The organism is Pseudomonas lyxosi (assembly GCF_047758685.1).
GTDB classification, from domain to species: domain Bacteria; phylum Pseudomonadota; class Gammaproteobacteria; order Pseudomonadales; family Pseudomonadaceae; genus Aquipseudomonas; species Aquipseudomonas lyxosi.
The window spans coordinates 1,023,994-1,045,769 of sequence record NZ_CP180481.1 but is presented as its reverse complement, the minus strand read 5'-3'; the positions used below and the strand labels follow the sequence as shown (position 1 = coordinate 1,045,769).

The window sequence follows — 21,776 nt, the reverse complement described above, 5'->3', positions numbered from 1 at the left end:
AATGCCTCACCGGACGCTCCGCGTCCGCTTTTGGGACGCGGAGCGTCCCGGGCTGCATTCCCACGCAGAGCGTGGGAACGAGCGCTATTCAATCAGCCCGGATCGCGGAAACCGGGATGAAAGTCCTTCGGCACCGCCACGCTAACGCTATCGCGAGTCGCAATGTCGATACCTTCACTGGCCACTTCAGCCAGAAAGTCGATCTGCTCAGGCGTGATCACGTACGGCGGCAGGAAGTACACCACACTGCCCAACGGTCGAAGTAAAGCACCACGCTCCAACGCATGCTGGAACACTTTCAAGCCGCGACGTTCCTGCCACGGATAAGCTTCCTTGGTGGCCTTGTCCTTGACCATCTCGATGGCCAGCACCATGCCGGTCTGGCGCACTTCCGAAACGTTCGGGTGATCGGTCAGATGCGCGGTGGCGCTGGCCATGCGCTGAGCCAGGGCCTTGTTGTTCTCGATAACGTCGTCTTCTTCGAAGATATCCAACGTCGCCAATGCCGCCGCGCACGCCAGCGGATTGCCGGTGTAGCTGTGGGAATGCAGGAAGGCGCGCAGGGTCGGGTAGTCGTCGTAGAACGCGCTGTAGACATCTTCAGTGGTCACGCAGGCCGCCAACGGCAGGTAACCGCCGGTCAGGGCCTTGGACAGGCAGAGGAAGTCCGGGCGGATGCCGGCCTGTTCACAGGCGAACATTGTCCCGGTACGGCCGAAGCCGACGGCGATTTCGTCGTGGATCAGGTGCACGCCATAGCGGTCGCAGGCTTCGCGCAGCAATTTCAGGTACACCGGGTGGTACATGCGCATGCCGCCGGCGCCCTGGATCAGCGGCTCGACAATCACGGCAGCGACGGTGTCATGGTTCTCGGCCAGGGTCTGTTCCATCGCAGCGAACATGTTGCGCGAATGTTCTTCCCAGCTCATGCCTTCCGGACGCAGGTAGCAATCGGGGCTCGGCACCTTGATGGTGTCCAGCAGCAGCGCCTTGTAGGTTTCGGTGAACAACGGCACGTCGCCCACCGACATCGCCGCCATTGTTTCGCCGTGGTAGCTGTTGGTCAGGGTGACGAAGCGCTTCTTGTTTGGCTGGCCGCGGTTGAGCCAGTAGTGAAAGCTCATTTTCAGCGCGACTTCGATGCAGGACGAACCGTTATCGGCGTAGAAGCATCGGGTCAGGCCTTCCGGCGTCATCTTCACCAGACGCTCGGACAACTCGATGACTGGCTGATGGCTGAAACCGGCAAGGATCACGTGCTCCAGCTGATCGACCTGGTCCTTGATGCGCTGGTTGATCCGCGGGTTGGCGTGGCCAAACACGTTGACCCACCAGGAGCTGACGGCGTCGAGGTAGCGTTTGCCTTCGAAGTCTTCCAGCCAAACGCCTTCACCGCGTTTGATCGGGATCAGCGGCAGCTGTTCGTGGTCTTTCATCTGGGTGCAGGGATGCCATAACACCGCGAGATCGCGTTGCATCCACTGATTATTCAGGCCCATTTTCAGTCTCCTCGAGGCGGCTCGCGACGTGCGCGGGCAAACAATCGCGCAAGCCTATGCAATGCGTGACGTGGGGACAACCCATTGTGTGGATTGAGCTACTTTGTATAGGTGGATAGACGTCGCTGGCGGCCTTTTGATGGCTGACGTATTCTTCGCGGTTCTTTGAGCCGTCTGGCTCGTAAAACCGCTATTTCCTCGTATATTTCCGGAGTTCGCTGAATGTCTGCTGGTTGGCTGCGCGCCTGTGCGCTGGTGATGTTGGGGCTGTTCAGCGTGTCTGCGCTGGCCAAGGATAAAACGGCGATCGTGATCGGCGGAGGGCTGTCTGGCCTCACCGCGGCTTACGAACTGCAAAACAAGGGCTGGCAGGTCACCCTGCTGGAAGCCAAACCGGGCATGGGCGGTCGCTCCGGCATGGCCACCAGTGAGTGGATCGGCAACGACAAGACCCAACCGGTTCTGAACAAGTACGTATCGACCTTCAAGCTGAGCACCACGCCGGCCCCTGAATTCGTGCGGACCCCGAGCTATCTGATCGACGGTGAATATTTCACCGCCGCCGATCTGGCGACCAAACAGCCAGCCACCGCCGAGGCGCTCAAGCGCTACGAAAAAACTGTGGATGATCTGGCGCGCTCGATCGAAGACCCGCAGAACCCGGCGGCCAACAGCACACTGTTCGCGCTGGATCAGATCAACGTGGCCAACTGGCTCGACCGTCTGAATCTACCGGCCACGGCACGTCAGTTGGTGAATCAGCAGATTCGTTCCCGTTATGACGAACCATCGCGCCTGTCGCTGCTGTACTTCGCACAGCAAAGCCGTGTTTACCGTGGCGTTGCCGATCGTGATCTGCGTGCTTCGCGTCTGCTCGGCGGTAGCCCGGTGTTGGCCCAGGCTTTTGTTAAACAACTGAAAACCATCAAGACCAGTTCCCCGGTCTCGGCGATCACCCAAGACAAGGACGGCGTCACCGTCAAAGTCGGCAGCGTTGGCTATCAGGCTGACTACGTCGTCGTGGCCGTGCCATTGCGCGCACTGAACAAGATCCAGATGACTCCGTCGCTGGATGCCCAGCACATGGGCGCGATCAAGGGCACCAACTACGGTTGGCGCGACCAGATCATGCTGAAGTTCAAAACTCCGGTATGGGAAAGCAAGGCGCGCATGACCGGTGAGATCTACAGCAACACCGGTCTGGGCATGTTGTGGGTTGAGCCGGCGCTGAAGGGCGGCGCCAACGTGGTGATCAACCTGTCCGGCGACAACGCGCGCGTGATGCAGGCTTTCGGCGACAAGCAGATGGCCGATCAGGTGTTGATCCGTCTGCACGCCTTTTATCCAGAGGCGCGTGGTTCGTTCACCGGTTATGAAATCCGCCGCTACAGCACCGACCCATCCATGGGCGGCGCTTACCTGGCGTTCGGCCCTGGCCAGATCAGCAAGTACTGGCGTCTGTGGGAACGGCCGATTCAGCGTGTAGCCTTTGCCGGCGAACACACCGACACCTTGTACCCGGGCACGCTGGAAGGCGCATTGCGCACCGGTCAGCGGGCAGCCAGTCAGGTCGAAGACCTGGCGGCCGGCAAGTCGTTTGAACCGGCGAAAGTTGTTCCGGCAGCGACCGTTGCGGCCGCTGGCGCGGTGGCGGCGAAGAAAGGCAACTTCTTCACCAATCTGTTCGGTGGGTCGGACGACAAACCGGCACCGGTCAAGGCGCCAGAGCCAGTAGCTCCGGTTGCTCCGGCACCGGCTCCAACACCTGCGCCGGCCCCAGCGGCAGCGCCGGTCGAAGCGCCGAAACCAGCGGCCCCGGTGAAAGCCGAGCCCGCCAAAAAAGCCCCGGTCAAAGCTGCAGCGAAAAAACCTGCGGCCAAAGCCGAGGCTAAAAAGGCCCCGGCGAAGAAGGCTGAACCAGCGAAGAAAGTAGTGGCCAAGTCTGCTGCGACTCCGGCGACGGATACCAAAGCGCAGTAAGCTTTGGGACTAAAAAAACGCGGCAGAAATGCCGCGTTTTTTTATGCCCGAAGAAAACCAATATCAAGAATCGAATAAATCCTGGGGCGTAGGTGTTCGTTAGTTGGACTTCATTTTTTCTTACACATTGGTCTTTAATCTTTCCTTAACTCACCCATTTCAGACTCTTGATCGTATTTCTCGATATTTCAAAGCGAAATTTTCCGCTTTAACTCGATAGATAACTCGATAGTCTTGGTCGCAGTTCTCACAGGATTTGGGCAATGCAGTTACGTAATTCTTCTTCGCGCTACGGTTGGGTCAGCATTTTCATGCACTGGGGCGTGGCGCTGGTGGTCTTCGGTCTGTTTGCGTTGGGCTTGTGGATGGTCGGTCTCGACTACTACAGCACCTGGCGCAAAGACGCGCCCGACTTGCACAAGAGCATTGGCCTGGTGTTGTTAGCCGTCATGGTTCTACGGGTGCTGTGGCGTTTCATCAGCCCGCCGCCGCCAGTACTGGAAAGCTATAACCGCATGACGCGCATTGGCGCCAAGTTCGGGCACTCGTTCCTGTATCTCAGTCTGTTCGCTGTGATGATTACCGGTTACCTGATTTCCACCGCAGACGGTGTCGGGATTCCGGTGTTTGGCCTGTTTGAAGTTCCTGCACTGATATCCGGACTACCGGATCAGGCAGACACAGCCGGTGTGATTCATTTGTACCTGGCCTGGGCGCTGGTAATTTTTTCCGGTCTCCATGCGTTGGCAGCACTGAAACACCACTTTATTGATCGTGATGCGACCCTGACGCGAATGCTGGGGCGCAAAACCTGATGTTCAACCTCGACTCCAAAGGAATAGAAAGCATGTTGAAAAAGACGCTCGCCGCTCTGGCAATCGGTTCTGCCCTGTTGTCCGCCAACGTGATGGCAGCTGACTACGTTGTCGACAAGGAAGGCCAGCACGCCTTCGTTGACTTCAAGATCAGCCACCTGGGCTACAGCTTCATCACCGGTACCTTCAAGGACATCGACGGCAAGTTCAGCTTCGACGCTGCCAAGCCAGAAGACAGCAAGATCGAGTTCAACGTGAACACCGCCAGCGTGTTCACCAACCATGCCGAGCGCGACAAGCACATCGCCAGCAAAGACTTCCTGAACGGGTCTAAAGCCAAGTTCGTCTCCACCAGCGTCAAATCCACCGGCAAAAACGCCGCTGGCAAAGACACTGCCGACGTGACCGGCGACCTGACCATCCTTGGCGTGACCAAGCCTGTCGTGGTCAAGGCCACTTTCCTGGGTGAAGGCAAGGATCCATGGGGCGGCTACCGTGCCGGCTTCGAAGGCACCACCAGCATCAAGCGTTCCGATTTCGGCAAGCAGAAAGACCTGGGCCCACAGTCCGACGCGGTCGAGCTGTATGTTTCGTTTGAAGGTGTGAAAGCGAAGTAACTTTCGCCGCTAAAACAAAAACGCCCCCGATCTCACGATTGGGGGCGTTTTTTATTGCCTGGCGCAATCTGCACGATCCCCGCAAATCTACTGTGGGAGCGAGCTTGCTCGCGATAGCGGTGTGTCAGTCGCAGCAGATCTGACTGAACAGGCGCCATCGCGAGCAAGCTCGCTCCCACAGGGTTTACATGAGTTCAAAAAAATGCCCCTGATCTCGCGATCAGGGGCATTTTTTATGGCTGCGTTAACTCAGCGGTTGCGGGTCAGCAAGGCTGGTTTCTCGCCGCGCGGACGGCCTGGCAGTTGATCAAGTTGCTCAGGAGTCGGGAAACGATCGGTTTTCGACTCCTTGTGAATGATCTTCGGTGCCGGGCCGCGCGGGTTTTGCACGGCCGGTTCCGAACGCGGCTGGTCGTCGGTGCGGGCAGGGCGGCGGTTGCGGGACTCTTCGCGACGGGCCTGGCCGTCACGTGGAGCGCCATTGCGTGGGCCACTGCGCTTGGCCGGCGGCGTGCCGGTGGTTGCGCCATCGCTGCTGCGTGGGCCGCTTTGACGACCCTGAGGCTTGCCGCCGCCGGTGCGCGGAGCACCTGCGCCAGCTGTCGTGCCTTGTGCCGGAGCACCCGGACGGCGACCACGGCCCTGAGCCGGTTTGGCTTGAGGAACGTAGTCGACGCGGTTACCGAAGTTATCGATATCGTCATCCAGGAACTCGTCCGGAGCACGGTCTGCAGCAGCAGCGCGTGGTGCTGGACGCTGTTGCTCGCGAGCCGGAGTGCCTTCGCGTGGCTTGTGTTCACGCGCCGGGCGATCACCGCGGCCAGTGGCTGCAGGTTTTTCCTTGCCGCCCTTGTCCTTGCCTTTGTCTTTACGACCGCCGCCACCGCCAGTGCCGTTCGGACCGTCGCCGCGCGGGCCACGTGGGTTGCGCGGGTTACGCACATCCGGACGCTCGCGGACTTCTGGTTTCTCGGCTTCTACAGCGCTGGAATCGAAGCCCATCAGGTTGCCGTCGGCAATCTTCTGCTTGGTCATGCGTTCGATGCTTTTCAGCAGCTTTTCTTCGTCCGGAGCGACCAGCGAGATCGCCTCGCCCGAACGACCGGCACGGCCGGTACGACCGATACGGTGAACGTAATCTTCGTCGACGTTTGGCAATTCGAAGTTGACCACGTGTGGCAACTGGTCGATGTCCAGGCCGCGAGCGGCGATGTCGGTGGCGACCAGGATGCGCACTTCGCCCGCCTTGAAGTCGGCCAGGGCTTTGGTGCGAGCGTTCTGGCTCTTGTTACCGTGGATCGCTACGGCGCTGAGGCCGTGTTTGTCCAGGTACTCGGCCAGACGGTTGGCACCGTGCTTGGTGCGGGTGAACACCAGAACCTGTTCCCAGGCGCCTGCGGTGATCAGGTGCGCCAGCAGCGAACGCTTGTGGTTGGCTGGCAGACGGAAAACACGCTGTTCGATACGCTCGACCGTGGTGTTCGGCGGCGTGACTTCGATGCGTTCCGGGTTGTGCAGCAGCTTGCCGGCGAGGTCGGTGATGTCTTTGGAGAAAGTCGCCGAGAACAGCAGGTTCTGGCGTTTGCTCGGCAGACGGGCGAGGACCTTTTTCACGTCATGGACGAAGCCCATGTCGAGCATGCGGTCGGCTTCGTCCAGCACGAGGATTTCCACGTGGGACAAATCGACGCTGCCTTGACCAGCGAGGTCGAGCAGGCGGCCGGGGCAGGCCACCAGCACGTCAACACCGCGGGACATGGCCTGAACCTGTGGGTTCATGCCGACACCGCCGAAGATGCAGGCGCTGACGAACTTCAGGTCACGAGCATAGACCTTGAAGCTCTCGTGTACTTGAGCCGCGAGTTCGCGGGTAGGGGTCAGGACCAGTACGCGCGGTTGGCGCGGGCCGTGACGCTGGGATTTGTCCGGGTGACCGTTGGGGAATAACCGCTCCAGAATCGGAAGGGCGAAGCCGCCGGTTTTACCAGTACCTGTCTGAGCCGCGACCATCAGGTCGCGACCTTGCAACACGGCGGGAATGGCCCGCTGTTGCACCGGAGTAGGCTCGGTATAGCCCGCTGCCTCGATGGCGCGGACTAAAGCCTCGGAGAGACCGAGGGAAGCAAAGGACATGAGTAATCCTGTTTTAGTTAGGGCTTGGCCCAATGGGAGTCTTGCCTGGCGCGAATGGCGTTTAAGAGGAACGCAATCCCGTCCGGTCCTGCTGGGCCAAGAAGGCTCATCTGGAGTGCTCGCGCGGGCTGAAAAGCTGCGCTGTAGCGGGGTCGAGATGCCTTGAACAAGTCCGAGCGTCCGGGCGTGAGCCTGGCGGGAAGGCCGGAGTATAACAGAGCAATCACTGCGCGCCGCTTTCCTGCTGCTCAACGGTTTTTCCGCTGGCGGCGGTGGCTCTGGTGGCTTTGACCTCGGCAGCCGGATCGGCGCCATAACGGGCGCTCAGTTCTGCGTACGCAGGCTCGCGCTTGAAGCGTTTGAGTTCGGCGCCGAAGCGCTGCACCAACAAGTCCATGCCGGCGTTGCGGCGTACTGCCAGGAACTGGCTCTGGTGGCTGATGACGGTCGGGTTCTCGGTAATCTTGTCGCGGATGCCCAATTCATCGAGCAAGTGCTGACCAACCCTGCGATCAGTGATCAGCAGGTCGATCCGCCCGCGCACCAGTTTGCCGAAGTTGGCTTCATGGGTCGGCGCCGGTTCGCGAGTGAACAGGGTCGATTCGCTGAAGTCCTGGCTGTACAGATAGCCTGGGGAAGTGCCGATGGTCAGCCCTTTCAGGTCGGCCAGGGTGCGAAAAGGGTGGGGCCGCTCATTGGCGTAGAACATCACGAACTCCACTTCCGAGAGCGGCTCGCCGGGGTAGAGCAGGGTGGCGTCGCGCTCATTGCTGTGGAAGATGTCCAGCGCGCCGTCTGCCTGGCCTGTTTCGAGCATCGACAGGCAGCGTTTCCACGGCAGGAACTGCCATTCCACTTCGATGCCCAGGCGTTTGAAGACGATGGCGGTGGTTTCGTAGTCCAGTCCCAGGGATTTGCCGTTTTCCTCATACACGTATGGCGCCCAAGGTTCGGTGACAATGCGCAGCTTCTCGCCCCGAGCGGCGAAGCTCAGGCAAGTAAAAAGAAACACGGTCAGTAACTGCGCGATCAAAGGCATGGCTTGAGATTACGACGAGAAACCGGAAAGAGCCAGAAACGGGATCCAGAAGCTCTAACTCCGTGTGTTGCTTCACAATAAAATTGCGTTGAACGCAAAAGATCGCAGCCTCGTTTCACTCGACAGCTCCTACAAAGTACGCAATCCCTTGTAGGAGCTGTCGAGTGAAACGAGGCTGCGATCTTTTGATCTTGCTTTTAGCGCGGCAACTTCAGATTGTTCCACACCGCCAGGCTCGGTTCGGCCTGGTTCAGCGTGTAGAAGTGCAGCCCTGGAGCGCCACCTTGCAGCAGGCGTTCGCACATCTCGGTGATGACTTGCTCACCAAAGCCTTGAATGCTCTGGGTGTCGTCGCCGTAGGCTTCCAGCTGCTTGCGGATCCAGCGCGGAATTTCCGCACCGCAGGCATCGGAGAAGCGCGCCAGCTTGCTGTAGTTGGTGATCGGCATGATTCCCGGAACGATCGGGATGTTCACGCCCATCGCCCGTACACGCTCGACGAAGTAGAAGTAGCTGTCGGCGTTGAAGAAGTACTGGGTGATCGCACTGTTGGCGCCGGCGTTGGCCTTGCGCACGAAGTTTTTCAGATCGTCTTCGAAATTGCGCGCTTGCGGATGCATTTCCGGGTAAGCGGCGACTTCGATGTGGAAATGATCGCCGGTTTCTTCACGAATGAATTCAACCAGGTCATTGGCGTGGCGCATTTCGCCACTGGCCATGCCCATGCCGGAAGGCAGGTCGCCGCGCAGGGCAACGATACGGGTGATGCCGGCCGCCTTGTATTGGGTCAGCAGGCCGCGCAAGTCGTCCTTGCTGTCGCCAACGCAGGACAAATGCGGTGCGGCAGGGACTTTGACTTCGCTTTCGAGCTGCAACACGGTGTTTAGGGTGCGATCACGGGTCGAACCACCAGCGCCGTAGGTGCAGGAGAAGAAGTCAGGATTGTAGGTCGCCAGATGACGGGCCGTAGCAATCAGTTTTTCATGCCCAGCATCGGTCTTCGTAGGGAAGAACTCGAAGCTGTAGCGACGTTCTTGGGACATGGGAATACCCTTTGCAATCGCAAAAGGCGGGCCGGTGATGGCCGGTCCGCCTGGTCAGGATCGGCGGGCGCAAAGCCCGCCGGGTCCAATCAGTAGCGGTAAGCGTGCGGCTTGAACGGACCTTCAACGGTCACGCCGATGTAGTCGGCCTGGGTCTTGGTCAGTTGAGTCACGACGCCGCCGAAACCGCGGACCATTTCCAGGGCCACTTCTTCGTCGAGTTTCTTCGGCAGTACTTCAACGGTCAGGCGCTCGGCTTTCTGGGCTGGCGACAGGTCGGCGTACTTCTGGCCGAACAGGAAGATCTGAGCCAGAACCTGGTTGGCGAACGAACCGTCCATGATGCGGCTTGGGTGACCGGTGGCGTTACCCAGGTTAACCAGACGGCCTTCGGCCAGCAGGATCAGGTAGTCGTCGTTCTGAGCGTCGAATGCGCCAGGGCCGGTACGGTGGATCTTGTGAACCTGCGGCTTCACTTCTTCCCAAGCCCAGTTCTTGCGCATGAAAGCGGTGTCGATTTCGTTGTCGAAGTGGCCGATGTTGCAGACAACAGCGCGCTTCTTCAGGGCTTTGAGCATGTTCGCGTCGCAAACGTTGACGTTACCGGTGGTGGTCACGATCAGGTCGATCTTGCCCAGCAGCGCTTTGTCGATGCTTGCTTCAGTACCGTTGTTGATACCGTCGATGAACGGCGAAACCAGCTCGTAGCCGTCCATGCAGGCTTGCATGGCGCAGATCGGGTCAACTTCGGAGACTTTAACGATCATGCCTTCCTGGCGCAGGGACTGGGCCGAACCCTTGCCCACGTCACCGTAACCGATGACCAGCGCTTGCTTGCCGGACAGCAGGTGGTCGGTACCGCGCTTGATCGCGTCGTTCAGGCTGTGACGGCAGCCGTACTTGTTGTCGTTCTTGCTCTTGGTGACCGAGTCGTTGACGTTGATGGCCGGGATTTTCAGCTCGCCCTTGGCCAGCATGTCCAACAGGCGGTGAACGCCAGTGGTGGTTTCTTCGGTCACGCCGTGGACGCGGTCCAGGATCGCCGGGTATTTCTTGTGCAGCAGCTCGGTCAGGTCGCCGCCGTCGTCGAGGATCATGTTGGCATCCCAAGGCGCGCCATCTTTGAGGATGGTTTGCTCCAGGCACCACTCGTACTCTTCTTCAGTTTCGCCTTTCCAGGCGAAAACCGGGATGCCGGCAGCAGCGATAGCGGCAGCGGCCTGGTCCTGAGTCGAGAAAATGTTGCAGGACGACCAGCGTACTTCGGCACCCAGGGCAACCAGGGTTTCGATCAGCACGGCAGTCTGAATGGTCATGTGGATGCAGCCGAGGATTTTCGCGCCTTTGAGCGGCTGCTCACCAGCGTACTTGCGGCGCAGACCCATCAGGGCCGGCATTTCGGATTCGGCGATGATGGTTTCGCGACGACCCCAGGCAGCCAGGGACATATCGGCAACTTTGTAATCGTTAAAATCTGCAGGCGTGATAACAGCGCTCATGATGAGCCTCCATTCGTAATGTATGCGAATGGGCGCCGTTGTGCGTTTAGTGTCTGACCGATAACGGTCAAGCAACGCCCCATCCGAGCCTGACAGGTCGAGCCTGCTGCAGCGCCCCTCGGACAGGTGGCGGGAAAACGGTATCAATGGAACGTTACCGTTTTGAAACGGTGGCGATTATAGCCGTGTGAGCGATACTTCCAAAGCGTTTCTGTTGGTCAATGTCTGAACGGTAATCGAGGCCATAGCCGATGCTTGATAGAGCTCTAGATCGGGCTCTGCCATGATGGCCGGCATCAATCGGCAAGACGGTCAGGAGTGAATATGAATTTCCACACCCGCAAATGGGTAAAACCCGAAGACCTCAACCCCAACGGCACGCTGTTCGGCGGCAGCCTGTTGCGCTGGCTCGACGAAGAAGCGGCGATCTACGCCATCGTCCAATTGGGCAATCAGCGTGTGGTCACCAAGTACATTTCCGAAATCAACTTCGTCAGCGCCTCGCGCCAGGGCGACATCATTGAACTGGGCATCACCGCTACCGAATTCGGTCGCACCTCCATCACCCTGAAGTGCGAAGTGCGTAACAAGATCACCCGCAAAAGCATCCTGACGGTGGAGAAGATTGTTTTCGTCAATCTGGGTGAAGACGGCTTGCCCGCGCCGCACGGCCGGACCGAGATCACGTACGTCAAAGACCAGTTCAAGGATGACGACGTCGCGAGTGATATTGGCTGACCACTGAACAGCTCCGAACCCCGCGTGTCGTACCTACATGACACACCACCGGTTCCGGAGCTTTATGGACGCCAAGAAAGAAGGCAAAACCCCAAACCTGTCGCCGGAAGAACGGCACGACGTCGACAAGAGCCAGCCGCCGCGCGCCGCGGTGCTGCACGAAATCATCCGCACCCAGGGCGATCAGGAGCTTGAGCGCAGTGTCGCCGCCTTGTGGTGGTCGGCGCTGGCCGCCGGCCTGACCATGGGCCTGTCGTTGATGGCCATGGGGTTGCTCAATTCCCGTCTGCCGGACGGCGAAGGCTTCAAGGTGATCGCCAGTTTCGGTTACTGCGCAGGCTTTCTCGCGGTGATCCTCGCCCGACAGCAGTTGTTCACCGAGAACACGTTGACGGCGGTGCTGCCGATCATGACAAAACCCACACTGAACAATTTCGGTCGATTGCTACGCCTGTGGTCGGTGGTGCTGGTGGGCAACCTCTGCGGCACGTTGCTGGTGGCGTATGTGATGCTGAATCTGCCTATTTTCGACAGCAAGACCGACCTGGCCTTCCTTGATATCGGGCGCAAGATCATGGAGAACGACGCCAGCCAGATGTTTGCCAAGGGTATTGTGTCGGGCTGGATGATCGCCACCATGGTCTGGATGATTCCGTCCATGGAGAGCGCGAAGATGTGGATCATCATCCTCATCACCTACCTCATGGCACTGGGGGATTTCACCCACATCGTGGTCGGCTCGGCGGAGGTCTCGTATCTGGTGTTTGCCGGCGAGTTGCCGTGGAAGGATTTCTGGCTGGTGTTCGCCGGGCCGACGCTGGCGGGGAACATCATCGGCGGCAGCTTCATCTTCGCGCTGATCAGCCATGCGCAGATTCGCAGCGAGAGCGGGCCGCCGAAGAAGACTGCGGATCAAGGCCGGGAGCCCGACCCGCAGAAGACCAAAAAGTAATCAGTGATGCTCGGCCTGTGCCGCTGGCGCAGGCTCATCCTTGGTCACGTGCTTGACCAGTTTGCCGATGCTTAAGCCCTGCAACAGGATCGACGACAGCACCACGATGTAGGTGATGCTAAGCAGCAGGTCACGCTCCGGCCCCAGCGGCAAGGCCAGGGCCAGTGCCACCGAAACACCACCGCGCAAACCACCCCAGGTCAGAATCCGGATCGTCCCGCGCGGGACCGTACGCCAACGCCGCAGCAGCACGATGGCCGGCGCCACCGTCAGCAGGCGCGAGAGCAGAATCGCCAGCGCCAGCAAACTCGCCGCCAGCACATGCAACCAGTTGAACGGCAGCAGCAACAACTCCATGCCGATCAGAGCGAACAGCAGGGCGTTGAGCATGTCATCGAGCAATTCCCAGAAACCGTCCAGGTACTTGCGAGTCATGTCGTTCATCGCCAGATTGCGGCCCAGATTGCCGATGATCAGGCCGGCGACCACCATCGCGATCGGCGCGGAGACGTGTAGTTCCGACGCCATGGCCGAGCCGCCGATCACCAGTGCCAGAGTCAGCATCACCTCGATCTGATGCTGTTCGATGCTCTTGATCATCAGGTACACCAGGTAACCGATCAGCCCACCAAACAGCACGCCGCCAATCGCCTCGTGGGCGAACAGCATGGCCGTGGCGCCGACGGTCGGGGTTTCGCCGAGTTGCGCGATGCCCAGCAGCACGGTGAACACCACCACGGCGGTGCCATCGTTGAACAAGGACTCGCCGACGATGGTGGTTTTCAGTGGCTTGGATGCGTTGGCGGTCCGCAGTACGCCGAGGACCGCGATCGGGTCGGTGGGGGAAATCAGCGCGCCGAACAGCAAGCAATAGAGGAAGCTCACGTGCCAGCCGAACAGGGCAAAAATGTAATAGGCGAGGCTGCCGATCACGGCGGTGGCGATCAACACGCCGAAGGTTGCCAACAAACCGAGGGGCCAGCGATAGCTGCGCAGGTCATTCAGGTTGACGTGCAAGGCGCCGGCAAACAGCAGGAAGGAGAGCATCCAGTTCATCAGCAGATCGCCGAAGTCGATCTGGCCGATCAGCTGTTGCACACGTTCTTCGAGACCGGGGTAGCCGATGAAACTCAAGCCTTGCAGCAGCAGGGAAAACATCAGCGCGGTGACCATGACGCCGATGGTCGGGGGCAGGCCGATGAAGCGGAAATTCACGTAGGTGAGGAGTGTGGTGAGGCAGATAAACGCAGCGACAAGTTCAAGCATCCGGGGTCCTTTGGATGGGAGGTGGTAGATAGTGATTGGGTATTCGGCAGGTTCACCGCGTCAGCTTCATCGCGAGCAAGCTCGCTCCCACATTTAATCGCCAGTGAACACAGACTTTGCGCACGGCGAGAACCAATGTGGGAGCGAGCTTGCTCCGGGCGGCGTTCCGACGATAGCGGTGTCAGCAGCAATGCAGTTATTCAGCCGGACACATTGACCGCAGCAGCACCGCGACGTTGCAGATAGATGTAGAAAAGCGCCGTCAGCACCGTCAAGCCACTGACCAGCGCGCCGGTCCACGGCAAATCCGCCAGGTCCGCGCCACTGGCGACGACCAGCCCACCAATCCACGCACCGGCTGCGTTGCCGAGGTTGAACGCGCTCTGGTTCAACGTTGAACCCAGATTCGGCGCTTCATGGGCCTGATCGATGATCAGCAGTTGCAAAATCGGGCACAGGGCAAAGGCGAAGATGCCCCACAGCACCAGCGTGATTGCGGCTGGAATCACTGAGTGGCTGGTCTGTGAGAACGCGGCCAGCACGACCAGTACGGCCAGCGCCATACCCACCAGCGACGGCAGCAATCGACTGTCAGCCAGGCGACCACCGAGCATGCTGCCCGCCGTCAGTCCGACCCCGAATAGCAGCAGCATGATGGTCACGCCATGCGGGCTGACACCGGTGATGTCTTGCAGGATGGGGGCAATGTAAGTGAAGACGCTGAACAGGCTGGTCGACGCCAGCACGCTCATGCCCAGCGCCAACAACACGTTGACCTTGCCCAGCACTTTGAACTCGCTGGCGAGGTTAGCCTTGTCCATCGCGATGTCCTTCGGCAGCCAGACCCACTGGGCGATGGCCGCGATCACACCGATCACCGACACCGCCCAGAACGTCGAGCGCCAGCCGGCGTATTGCCCGAGCGCGGTGCCCAAAGGCACGCCCAGCACGTTGGCCAGGGTCAGGCCGGTGAACATCATCGCAATCGCTTGGGCGCGTTTGTTCGGGGCCACCAAACCGGCGGCAACCACCGAACCGATGCCGAAGAACGCACCATGGCAGAGCGCGGTGACCACTCGTGCGGCCATCAGCGTGGCGTAGTTCGGCGCCAATGCGCAAAGAATGTTGCCGAGGATGAACATCAGGGTCATGCCCAGCAGCGTGGCTTTGCGCGGCATGTTGGCTGTACCAATCGCGAGGATCGGCGCACCGAAGACCACGCCCAGGGCGTAGCCGGTGATCAGCAAGCCCGCGTGGGGGATGCTCACGGCGAGGTCGCGGGCGACATCGGGCAGCAAACCCATGATGACGAATTCAGTGGTGCCGATGCCGAACGCGGCAACAGCGAGGGCAAGCAAGGCGAGTGGCATGCGCAAGGTCTCTGTCGGTAGTCTTGACGCTCTGATCAGGCATACGCATGCCGACGCCCGTTCTCGACGAGAGCGGGCGGTGACAAAAATTTATTGGAATTAGTCTGTGCGCAACTGAGTGCGGCGTGGTCGCTTGCAGTATAAACAGCTGCTGACATATGGCGAATCAATTATCTGGGCGCTTGCCGTAGGGAACAACAACAAATAAAGGAGTGTGCCGTGCTTGCAACAGCACTGGTGTTGGTAGCGGCGCTGTTGCACGCGGCGTGGAATACCCTGATCAAATTCAGTGCGGAACGGCTGCTGGTGGTGGCCTGCATGGACAGCGTTGCAATGCTGTTTGTCGCACTGATGCTGCCGTTCGTGGCGTTGCCACCCCTGGACATCTGGCCGTGGATTCTGGCGTCGGCGGCGTTCGAATTGCTCTATCGCTATTTGCTGATCCAGGCGTACCGGGTCGGCGATCTCGGGCTGGTCTATCCGCTGATGCGTGGCTTGTCGCCGCTGGTAGTGCTGGCACTGACGCTGATTTTTGCCGGGGAAGTGCTGACGAACCAGCAGATCTTCGGGATTCTGCTGATCCCGTTCGGCATGCTGTGCCTGCTCTGGCAGGGCGGCGGCGGTGCGCGGTTGCCGTGGTCGATGCTGCCGGTGGTGGCGTTGATCGGCCTGTGCATCGGCTGCTACACCTTCATCGATGGCCAGGCGTTGCGGCGCTGGTCGCATCCGCTGGATTACCTGGTGTGGGTCACGTTGCTCAGCGCCTGGCCGTTCCCGTTACTGGCACTGGTGCGTAAGCGACCGGCCTTCATGTTGTTCTGGCGGGAACAGTGGCGACTGGGGTTGGCGGTCGGGTTTTGCGTGTTGTTCAGCTACGCTCTGGTGCTTTGGGCCATGCAGCTGGGCTCGATTGCCGAAGCGGCGGCATTGCGCGAGATCAGCGTGATTCTGGTGGTGCTGTTCGGCATGCGTTACCTGAAAGAACCTTTCGGCAGGCCACGGCTCTTAGCCTGTGGGCTGGTGCTGATCGGCATGCTGGTGATGAAGTTTTGACTGGAGCTCGACTCTTGAAACTTGAAGAAGGGATTGCGTTATGACGGTTGCTCTGTGGTGCATTTTGATCGCGATTTTCCTGCCCTGTATCTGCACGGGCATCGCCAGGGTCAGCGGCGGGTTCAGGCTGAAAGACAACCATGACCCCCGCGACTTTCTCGAGTCACTGAATGGTTTTGGCCGACGCGCGTATGCGGCGCATCTGAACAGTCTTGAAGTGATTCCCGCGTTCGCGGCCGCGGTGATCGTTGCGCACCTGGCCGGCAATGCCGAACTGGTGACGATCAATGTGCTGTCGGTGTTGTTCATCACCAGTCGGCTGCTGTACATCATTTGCTACTTGGCGGACTGGGCGATTTTACGGTCGCTGGTGTGGTTGGTGGGGATGGGGTTGATTGTCAGTTTCTTTGTGGTTTCTGTTTAAGAGCCAGATCAAAAGATCGCTGGCAAAGCCAGCGATCTTTTGACTTTAAAGCTTGTCGGTCACCTGAGGCACTTGAGGCAGGGCTGCGCCTTTAGGCCAGAGCATCCAGATCTGCCCCTGCTGTTTCATGTCGCCGGCCAATTGCCCGGCCGCCTCGCCCGTGCCCCAGAACAGGTCTGCACGGACTTCGCCGGCAATTGCGCCGCCGGTGTCCTGAGCGGCAACCGGGCGTACCAGTGCGGTACCGTCCGGTTTAGTGGTCGATAACCACAGCAGACTGCCCAGCGGAATCACTTTGCGATCCACCGCCGCGCTGTAGCCGGCGGTCAGCGGTACGTTCAGCGAGCCGCGAGGCCCTTCGTTGCTGTCCGGATTGCGGGTGAAGAATACGTAGCTGGGGTTGCTGCCCAGCAGTTCCGGAATGCGCGTCGGATTGGCCTTGGCCCAATTGCTGATGGCGGCCATGGTCACTTCTTCTTTTTTCAGCTCGCCCTGGTCCACCAGCCAGCGGCCGATCGGTCGATACGGGTGACCGTTCTGATCGGCATACGCGATGCGCAACTGTCGGCCATCATCGAGCTGGATACGACCCGAGCCCTGGATTTGCAGGAATTGCAGATTCATCGGGTCGGTCAGCCAGGCAACAACCGGTGCCTTGACCCCTTTGGTTTCAATCGTGGCCGCATCGTCGTAAGGCTTCAGCACGCGACCTTCGAGTCGTCCGCGCAGGCGTTTGCCTTTGAGTTCCGGGTAGATGCTGTCTAGAGAGACAATGATCATGTCTTCGGGCACACCGTACACCGGGATGTTCGCCACTTCGGTCTGGGTCAGGCTGCCGGGGTAGACCGGCTCGTAATAGCCGGTGATCAAGCCGTTGGGATTGTCATTGGCGGCGCGTAGACCGTAGACGTCGAGGTTCTGCTTGAGGAAGCCACGAATGTCGCTGGCGGTTTGCGGCACGTTGGCGGCAGCCGCACACGTCGAGCCCCATACCGGGTCGGCCTTGAGTCGGGTGCAGGCGCTGCGCCACGAACCGAAGCCGGCGACCAGGTCGTTGTCGGACACCGTCGGAAGTGCTTCCCACGTGGCGCTGGAGTAGGTCGCCAGGGCGTGGGTTTTCGGTTGGTTGTTGTCGCCACCGGTGCAGCCCGCAAGCACGGCCACCATCGGAAGGGTCCAGGCGAGGTTGTGACGCCATGCCTTGAAACGGCTGTTCATGGAGTAATTCCTTTGTCGGTTGCCTGAGTGCTCCATGCGCTCAAACAACCCGTATTGATAATAGGGCTATTGGTCTTTGCCGATGACGCGAGGATACTGGCCGCCGTTTCCCGTGACCTGAAGCCACCATGACTCTTAAAAGACTTTCTGTTGTATTGCTGGCCTGCCTGACGTTGTCCGCCTGCGGTGGTGTCGATCCCAACTCGCCGCTGGGCCAGCGCAAGGCGATCTTCAAGCAAATGCTCAAGACCGGCGAAGACCTGGGCGGCATGTTGCGTGGTCGCATCCCGTTTGACGGGCCGAAATTCGCTGACGGTGCCGTGAAACTCGATGCGTTGTCCCGTGAACCCTGGAAACATTTTCCGCAGGTGCGCGAAGAAGATCACACCAGCGCCAAGAGCGATGTCTGGCAGAAACAGGAACACTTCCAGGACATGGCCCGCACCCTTGAAGCCGCCACCGGTGAATTGGTGACTGCCAGCAAGGTCCAGCCCTACAAGGCCAGTAACCTTGGGCCGGCGGTGCAGAAGGTCGAAGATGCCTGCAGTGCCTGCCATAAAGAGTTTCGGGATCATTGAATCCTGAACTGATCCTTACTTATCCAGCTCGTCGAGTGCGTCCTGCAATTCCTTGCGGGACTCGGCGAGCTTGTCTTTGCGCTTGTTGATCTTCTCGGCGTCGCCTTTCTTCATGGCCTTGTCCAGATCAGCCTGACGCTTGCTGACTTCGTGCTTGGCGTCGAGCACCTTGTTCTCCCGTTCTTTCTTCAGGGAAGTATCGGTGCAATGAGCAGTGACTTCGCTCAGGGCCGTTTCAAGGCCTGCCTGCTGATCGGCGTTACCGTGAGACTTGGCCAGTTCAATCTGGTTGATGAGGCCCTGCTTCTTTGCGGCGCAGCCGGTCAGGCCCGGAGCTTCTTCGGCGGCCATCAGTGGAGCGGCCAGCACGCTGCAAAGGGTCAACAGGGCGAGCGGTGAAAGAAGTTTCATAAAGGCTCCATGTGAATAAGGCAATCGGGTCGATGTGGCGATGGGGTGTTTGAGCCCAGCGGCACCATTGGGTTCCCGGGTTCCCGGGTTGACGGGCATCGCCGGCCGCTAAAAACCGTCAATCCCCGCAAGACGTAATGTTTCTCTCAAGGCCAGGACCTGCGGGTCACGGAAAAATGCGCTCAATTGCGCTGCGCGTCCCGGGCCGATGCCGGCTTCTGTCTGCCATTGTTCGATATTTCGTTGTGCCAGTTCCTGCCATGAATCGGCAAGCCGCGCCTGGCCGGTCGGCGGTAAACCCAGGGCTTTGAGCCAGCGAGCGAAAGGGCGTTGTCGGGCACCGTTGAAACTGCTCAACAGACGAGCGCTGCTGCGTTCGCCGAAGCCGTCAATGTTAGCAAGCTCTTGAGCATCGAGGGTCAACCAATCCAGCAGGCCATTCAGACGGCCTGTTTCGAAAAGTTTCTCCCAAGTGCCAGGGCCGACATGCGGCAAGGCCAGTCCCTGCTTGCCGCTGAGCCAGGTCAGTCGGGCGAGGAATTGGCTTTCGCACCCCGGTGTCGGCTGCCAACAACTCAAATGATGAAAGTCCTCCGCCAGCGGTACGCTCAATTCAGCGCGTTCGGTGCTGCGCAGCATGACACCGTCAAGCCTGGGAATGGTCAGGCCTGCCAGGCTGATGGCGACCTGATCTCCGGGCCGGATATCCAGTGCTTCCCAGCGTTGCAGTGAGCTCACACTGACTCGCTTGATCTGCCGGTCATCGAGCATCACCGGTGTCAGTTCCAATACCGGCGTGATCCGTCCGGTCCGTCCAATCTTGAAATGGACCTTGCGCACCTCGGCCAGGGCCTGGGTAAAAGGGTATTTCCAGGCGACGCTCCAGTAAGGCGGTTTAGCCTGCCAGCGCTCGGCGGGTGGGCGCTGATCCTGGCGCAGGACGATGCCATCACTGGTGAAGGGCAGGGGCGAGCGATACCAGTGATCGCGCCAGCGTTCAGCGTCGGCAAATACCTTGATCGAGTGACTGTAAGGTGCGGTGCTCGGGAAACCCAACTCATCCAGGACTGCGATGCGGGCGGGCAAACTGGCCGGGCCTTGAGGCCAGTCCCAGACAAACAGGCCGATCCCGGCGGCTTGCTCAGTGCTTAATTTTTTGCGGGCCATCAAACCGGCCACTGTGGCGCGTGCATTGAGGCTGCCGGCACGGGCCTGTACGTGGTCGGTCAGGCGCCAATAGAGTTCACCTTGCAGCAGCAGGTCCAGTGGCTGCGGCAATTGTTGGGGGATGGCGGTGATCTGGCGCGCCGAAGCCGTCCAGTCCTGGCCATTTACTCCGTCACCGCGGCTGATAGCCCGAGTCAGTAGGCCTTTGCGGTAGATCAGCGTCACCGCCACGCCGTCGATCTTGGGCTGAATCCAGACATCGCTCCGTCCTTTTAGCCAGGCTTCGACGGCGCGACCATCGTGGAGTTTTTCCAGGCCTGTGTGGGCGATGGGATGAGGCATCGTGCCGCCCGCGGTACGTAGCGGTTCTGCGGATGGGTCCAGGTCGAAACAAGTGCGCCATTCGGTCAGTCGTGCACGGGACTGATCATAGAGTTCATCGGCGACCAATGAGCGGCCGCCCCGGTGGTAGCTGTCGTCCCAGAGGTCGATTTGTTTTTGCAGTGACGTGATTTCGTCCAGGGCGCGTGCGGGCGGCCAGTCGGGGCACTCGCCGGCATGGGTGGTCAGACAGAAAATGATCAGTAGAAAACCGAAAAACACGCGCAGGTGGAGCGGCATCGTGAGCGTCCTTGCTCAAGTGGAATGCTTGAAGGCTAGGACGGATTTTCAGGATCAGAAGGCCGGCTGTTTTTCAGCGTGTGTCGGCCTCTGGAAAACGGACAATAAAAAGCCCCGCACGGCGAACCGTGCGGGGCTTTTGGTACCGCCGGGGAAGTCTTACAGGCCGGCAGCCGCGCGCAAGGAATCGGCGCGGTCGGTCTTTTCCCAGGTGAAAGTGGTGAAAGTATCATCGCCCACAGTCTTGGTTGTCGGGGTGCGACCGAAGTGGCCGTACGCAGCGGTTTCCTGGTACATCGGGTGCAGCAGGTCGAGCATGGTGGTGATTGCGTATGGACGCAGGTCGAACACTTCGCGAACCAGTTTGACGATTTTGTCGTCGCTGATCTTGCCGGTGCCGAAGGTGTTCAACGAGATCGACGTCGGCTGAGCAACACCGATTGCGTAGGAAACCTGAATCTCGCAACGCTCGGCCAGGCCGGCCGCCACGATGTTTTTAGCCACGTAACGACCCGCGTAGGCGGCCGAACGGTCAACCTTCGATGGATCTTTACCGGAGAACGCGCCGCCGCCGTGACGGGCCATGCCGCCGTAGCTGTCGACGATGATCTTGCGACCGGTCAGGCCGCAGTCGCCTACCGGGCCACCGATGATGAACTGGCCAGTCGGGTTGATGTGGAACTGGGTGTCTTTGGACAGCAGCTCGGCAGGCAGTACGTGCTTGACGATCAGCTCCATCACGCCTTCGCGCAAGTCTTTGTAGGACACGTCAGGGTTGTGCTGGGTCGACAGTACAACGGCGTCGATACCGACAACCTTGCCGCCTTCGTAACGGCAAGTCACTTGCGACTTGGCATCCGGGCGCAACCAAGGCAGCAGGCCGGATTTACGGGCTTCGGCCTGACGCTGAACCAGCTGGTGCGAGAAGGTGATCGGTGCTGGCATCAGCACGTCGGTTTCGTTGCTGGCGTAGCCGAACATCAGGCCCTGATCGCCGGCGCCCTGATCTTCAGGCTTGGCACGGTCGACACCCTGGTTGATGTCAGGAGACTGCTTGCCAATGATGTTCATCACGCCGCAAGTGGCGCCGTCGAAGCCGACATCGGAGCTGTTGTAGCCGATGTCCAGAATGACGTTACGCACGATCTCTTCCAGGTCGACCCAGGCCGACGTGGTGACTTCACCTGCGATGATTGCAACGCCGGTTTTGACCAGTGTCTCGACCGCTACACGGGCGAACTTGTCTTCAGCAATGATGGCGTCCAGCACAGCATCGGAAATCTGGTCGGCGATTTTGTCCGGATGCCCTTCGGACACGGACTCGGAGGTGAAGAGGGAGTATTCGCTCATCTC

19 protein-coding genes and 1 riboswitch are annotated in these 21,776 nt (G+C 59.7%); of the genes, 8 read left to right on the top strand and 11 right to left on the bottom strand.

Annotated features, from left to right (window positions below):
* Nucleotides 1-92 precede the first annotated feature (92 nt).
* Nucleotides 93-1,499, bottom strand: coding sequence for an adenosylmethionine--8-amino-7-oxononanoate transaminase (locus ACMXYI_RS04935; RefSeq protein WP_415771975.1), 1,407 nt, complete (start codon nt 1,497-1,499; stop codon nt 93-95).
* A 222-nt stretch (nt 1,500-1,721) separates the two neighbouring features.
* Between ACMXYI_RS04935 and ACMXYI_RS04930 the strand changes: the two genes are divergently transcribed.
* The 3 genes from ACMXYI_RS04930 (at nt 1,722) to ACMXYI_RS04920 (ending at nt 4,911) form a co-directional block, all read left to right on the top strand.
* Nucleotides 1,722-3,479: a flavin monoamine oxidase family protein gene (locus tag ACMXYI_RS04930; RefSeq protein WP_415771973.1), complete on the top strand. Its 1,758-nt coding sequence runs from the start codon at nt 1,722-1,724 to the stop codon at nt 3,477-3,479.
* Nucleotides 3,480-3,742: 263 nt separating this feature from the next.
* Nucleotides 3,743-4,294, top strand: a complete 552-nt coding sequence (locus ACMXYI_RS04925; RefSeq protein ID WP_415771971.1) for a cytochrome b — start codon at nt 3,743-3,745, stop codon at nt 4,292-4,294.
* 32 nt (nt 4,295-4,326) lie between these two features.
* Nucleotides 4,327-4,911, top strand: coding sequence for a YceI family protein (locus ACMXYI_RS04920; RefSeq protein WP_415758779.1), 585 nt, complete (start codon nt 4,327-4,329; stop codon nt 4,909-4,911).
* 249 nt (nt 4,912-5,160) lie between these two features.
* On the opposite strand, the gene ACMXYI_RS04915 is transcribed toward ACMXYI_RS04920, so the two are convergent.
* From ACMXYI_RS04915 to ahcY, 4 genes are all read right to left on the bottom strand, one after another.
* Complete coding sequence (locus ACMXYI_RS04915; RefSeq protein ID WP_415771969.1) at nt 5,161-7,044, bottom strand: DEAD/DEAH box helicase; 1,884 nt, start codon at nt 7,042-7,044, stop codon at nt 5,161-5,163.
* Between the two features lie 223 nt (nt 7,045-7,267).
* Nucleotides 7,268-8,083, bottom strand: coding sequence for a substrate-binding periplasmic protein (locus ACMXYI_RS04910; RefSeq protein WP_415771967.1), 816 nt, complete (start codon nt 8,081-8,083; stop codon nt 7,268-7,270).
* A gap of 197 nt (nt 8,084-8,280) precedes the next feature.
* Nucleotides 8,281-9,126, bottom strand: a complete 846-nt coding sequence (metF, locus tag ACMXYI_RS04905) for a methylenetetrahydrofolate reductase [NAD(P)H] (RefSeq protein WP_415771965.1) — start codon at nt 9,124-9,126, stop codon at nt 8,281-8,283.
* A gap of 89 nt (nt 9,127-9,215) precedes the next feature.
* Complete coding sequence (gene ahcY, locus ACMXYI_RS04900; RefSeq protein WP_046045260.1) at nt 9,216-10,625, bottom strand: adenosylhomocysteinase; 1,410 nt, start codon at nt 10,623-10,625, stop codon at nt 9,216-9,218.
* Between the two features lie 23 nt (nt 10,626-10,648).
* Nucleotides 10,649-10,751, bottom strand: a riboswitch (S-adenosyl-L-homocysteine riboswitch).
* A 198-nt stretch (nt 10,752-10,949) separates the two neighbouring features.
* On the opposite strand from ahcY, the gene ACMXYI_RS04895 reads away from it, so the two are divergent.
* Both ACMXYI_RS04895 and ACMXYI_RS04890 read left to right on the top strand, forming a co-directional pair.
* Entirely contained in the window at nt 10,950-11,363 is a 414-nt protein-coding gene (locus ACMXYI_RS04895; RefSeq protein ID WP_415771963.1) for an acyl-CoA thioesterase, read from the top strand.
* 64 nt (nt 11,364-11,427) lie between these two features.
* On the top strand, nt 11,428-12,315 hold the full coding sequence (locus ACMXYI_RS04890; protein WP_415771962.1) for a formate/nitrite transporter family protein: 888 nt from the start codon (nt 11,428-11,430) through the stop codon (nt 12,313-12,315).
* Here the strand turns inward: ACMXYI_RS04890 and ACMXYI_RS04885 are convergent, their stop codons facing one another.
* Both ACMXYI_RS04885 and ACMXYI_RS04880 read right to left on the bottom strand, forming a co-directional pair.
* Nucleotides 12,316-13,581: a cation:proton antiporter gene (locus ACMXYI_RS04885; protein ID WP_415771960.1), complete on the bottom strand. Its 1,266-nt coding sequence runs from the start codon at nt 13,579-13,581 to the stop codon at nt 12,316-12,318.
* A gap of 200 nt (nt 13,582-13,781) precedes the next feature.
* Entirely contained in the window at nt 13,782-14,951 is a 1,170-nt protein-coding gene (locus ACMXYI_RS04880) for an MFS transporter (RefSeq protein WP_415771959.1), read from the bottom strand.
* A gap of 219 nt (nt 14,952-15,170) precedes the next feature.
* On the opposite strand from ACMXYI_RS04880, the gene ACMXYI_RS04875 reads away from it, so the two are divergent.
* Nucleotides 15,171-16,004 carry an EamA family transporter gene (locus ACMXYI_RS04875; RefSeq protein WP_008152002.1) on the top strand — a complete coding sequence of 278 codons (834 nt, stop codon included), beginning with the start codon at nt 15,171-15,173 and terminating at the stop codon, nt 16,002-16,004.
* A gap of 40 nt (nt 16,005-16,044) precedes the next feature.
* Entirely contained in the window at nt 16,045-16,428 is a 384-nt protein-coding gene (locus ACMXYI_RS04870) for an MAPEG family protein (RefSeq protein ID WP_415771957.1), read from the top strand.
* A 45-nt stretch (nt 16,429-16,473) separates the two neighbouring features.
* On the opposite strand, the gene mltA is transcribed toward ACMXYI_RS04870, so the two are convergent.
* Nucleotides 16,474-17,646 carry a murein transglycosylase A gene (gene mltA / locus ACMXYI_RS04865; protein ID WP_415771955.1) on the bottom strand — a complete coding sequence of 391 codons (1,173 nt, stop codon included), beginning with the start codon at nt 17,644-17,646 and terminating at the stop codon, nt 16,474-16,476.
* 128 nt (nt 17,647-17,774) lie between these two features.
* Here mltA and ACMXYI_RS04860 point away from each other — a divergent pair, with 128 nt between their 5' ends.
* Nucleotides 17,775-18,224, top strand: a complete 450-nt coding sequence (locus ACMXYI_RS04860) for a c-type cytochrome (protein ID WP_415771953.1) — start codon at nt 17,775-17,777, stop codon at nt 18,222-18,224.
* Between the two features lie 15 nt (nt 18,225-18,239).
* Here the strand turns inward: ACMXYI_RS04860 and ACMXYI_RS04855 are convergent, their stop codons facing one another.
* The 3 genes from ACMXYI_RS04855 to metK form a co-directional block, all read right to left on the bottom strand.
* Entirely contained in the window at nt 18,240-18,635 is a 396-nt protein-coding gene (locus tag ACMXYI_RS04855; RefSeq protein ID WP_415771951.1) for a DUF1090 domain-containing protein, read from the bottom strand.
* 108 nt (nt 18,636-18,743) lie between these two features.
* Entirely contained in the window at nt 18,744-20,423 is a 1,680-nt protein-coding gene (gene ligB, locus ACMXYI_RS04850; protein WP_415771950.1) for an NAD-dependent DNA ligase LigB, read from the bottom strand.
* Nucleotides 20,424-20,582: 159 nt separating this feature from the next.
* A complete protein-coding gene (gene metK, locus ACMXYI_RS04845; RefSeq protein WP_192409197.1) occupies nt 20,583-21,773 on the bottom strand; it encodes a methionine adenosyltransferase in 1,191 nt (396 codons plus the stop codon).
* Nucleotides 21,774-21,776 lie beyond the last annotated feature (3 nt).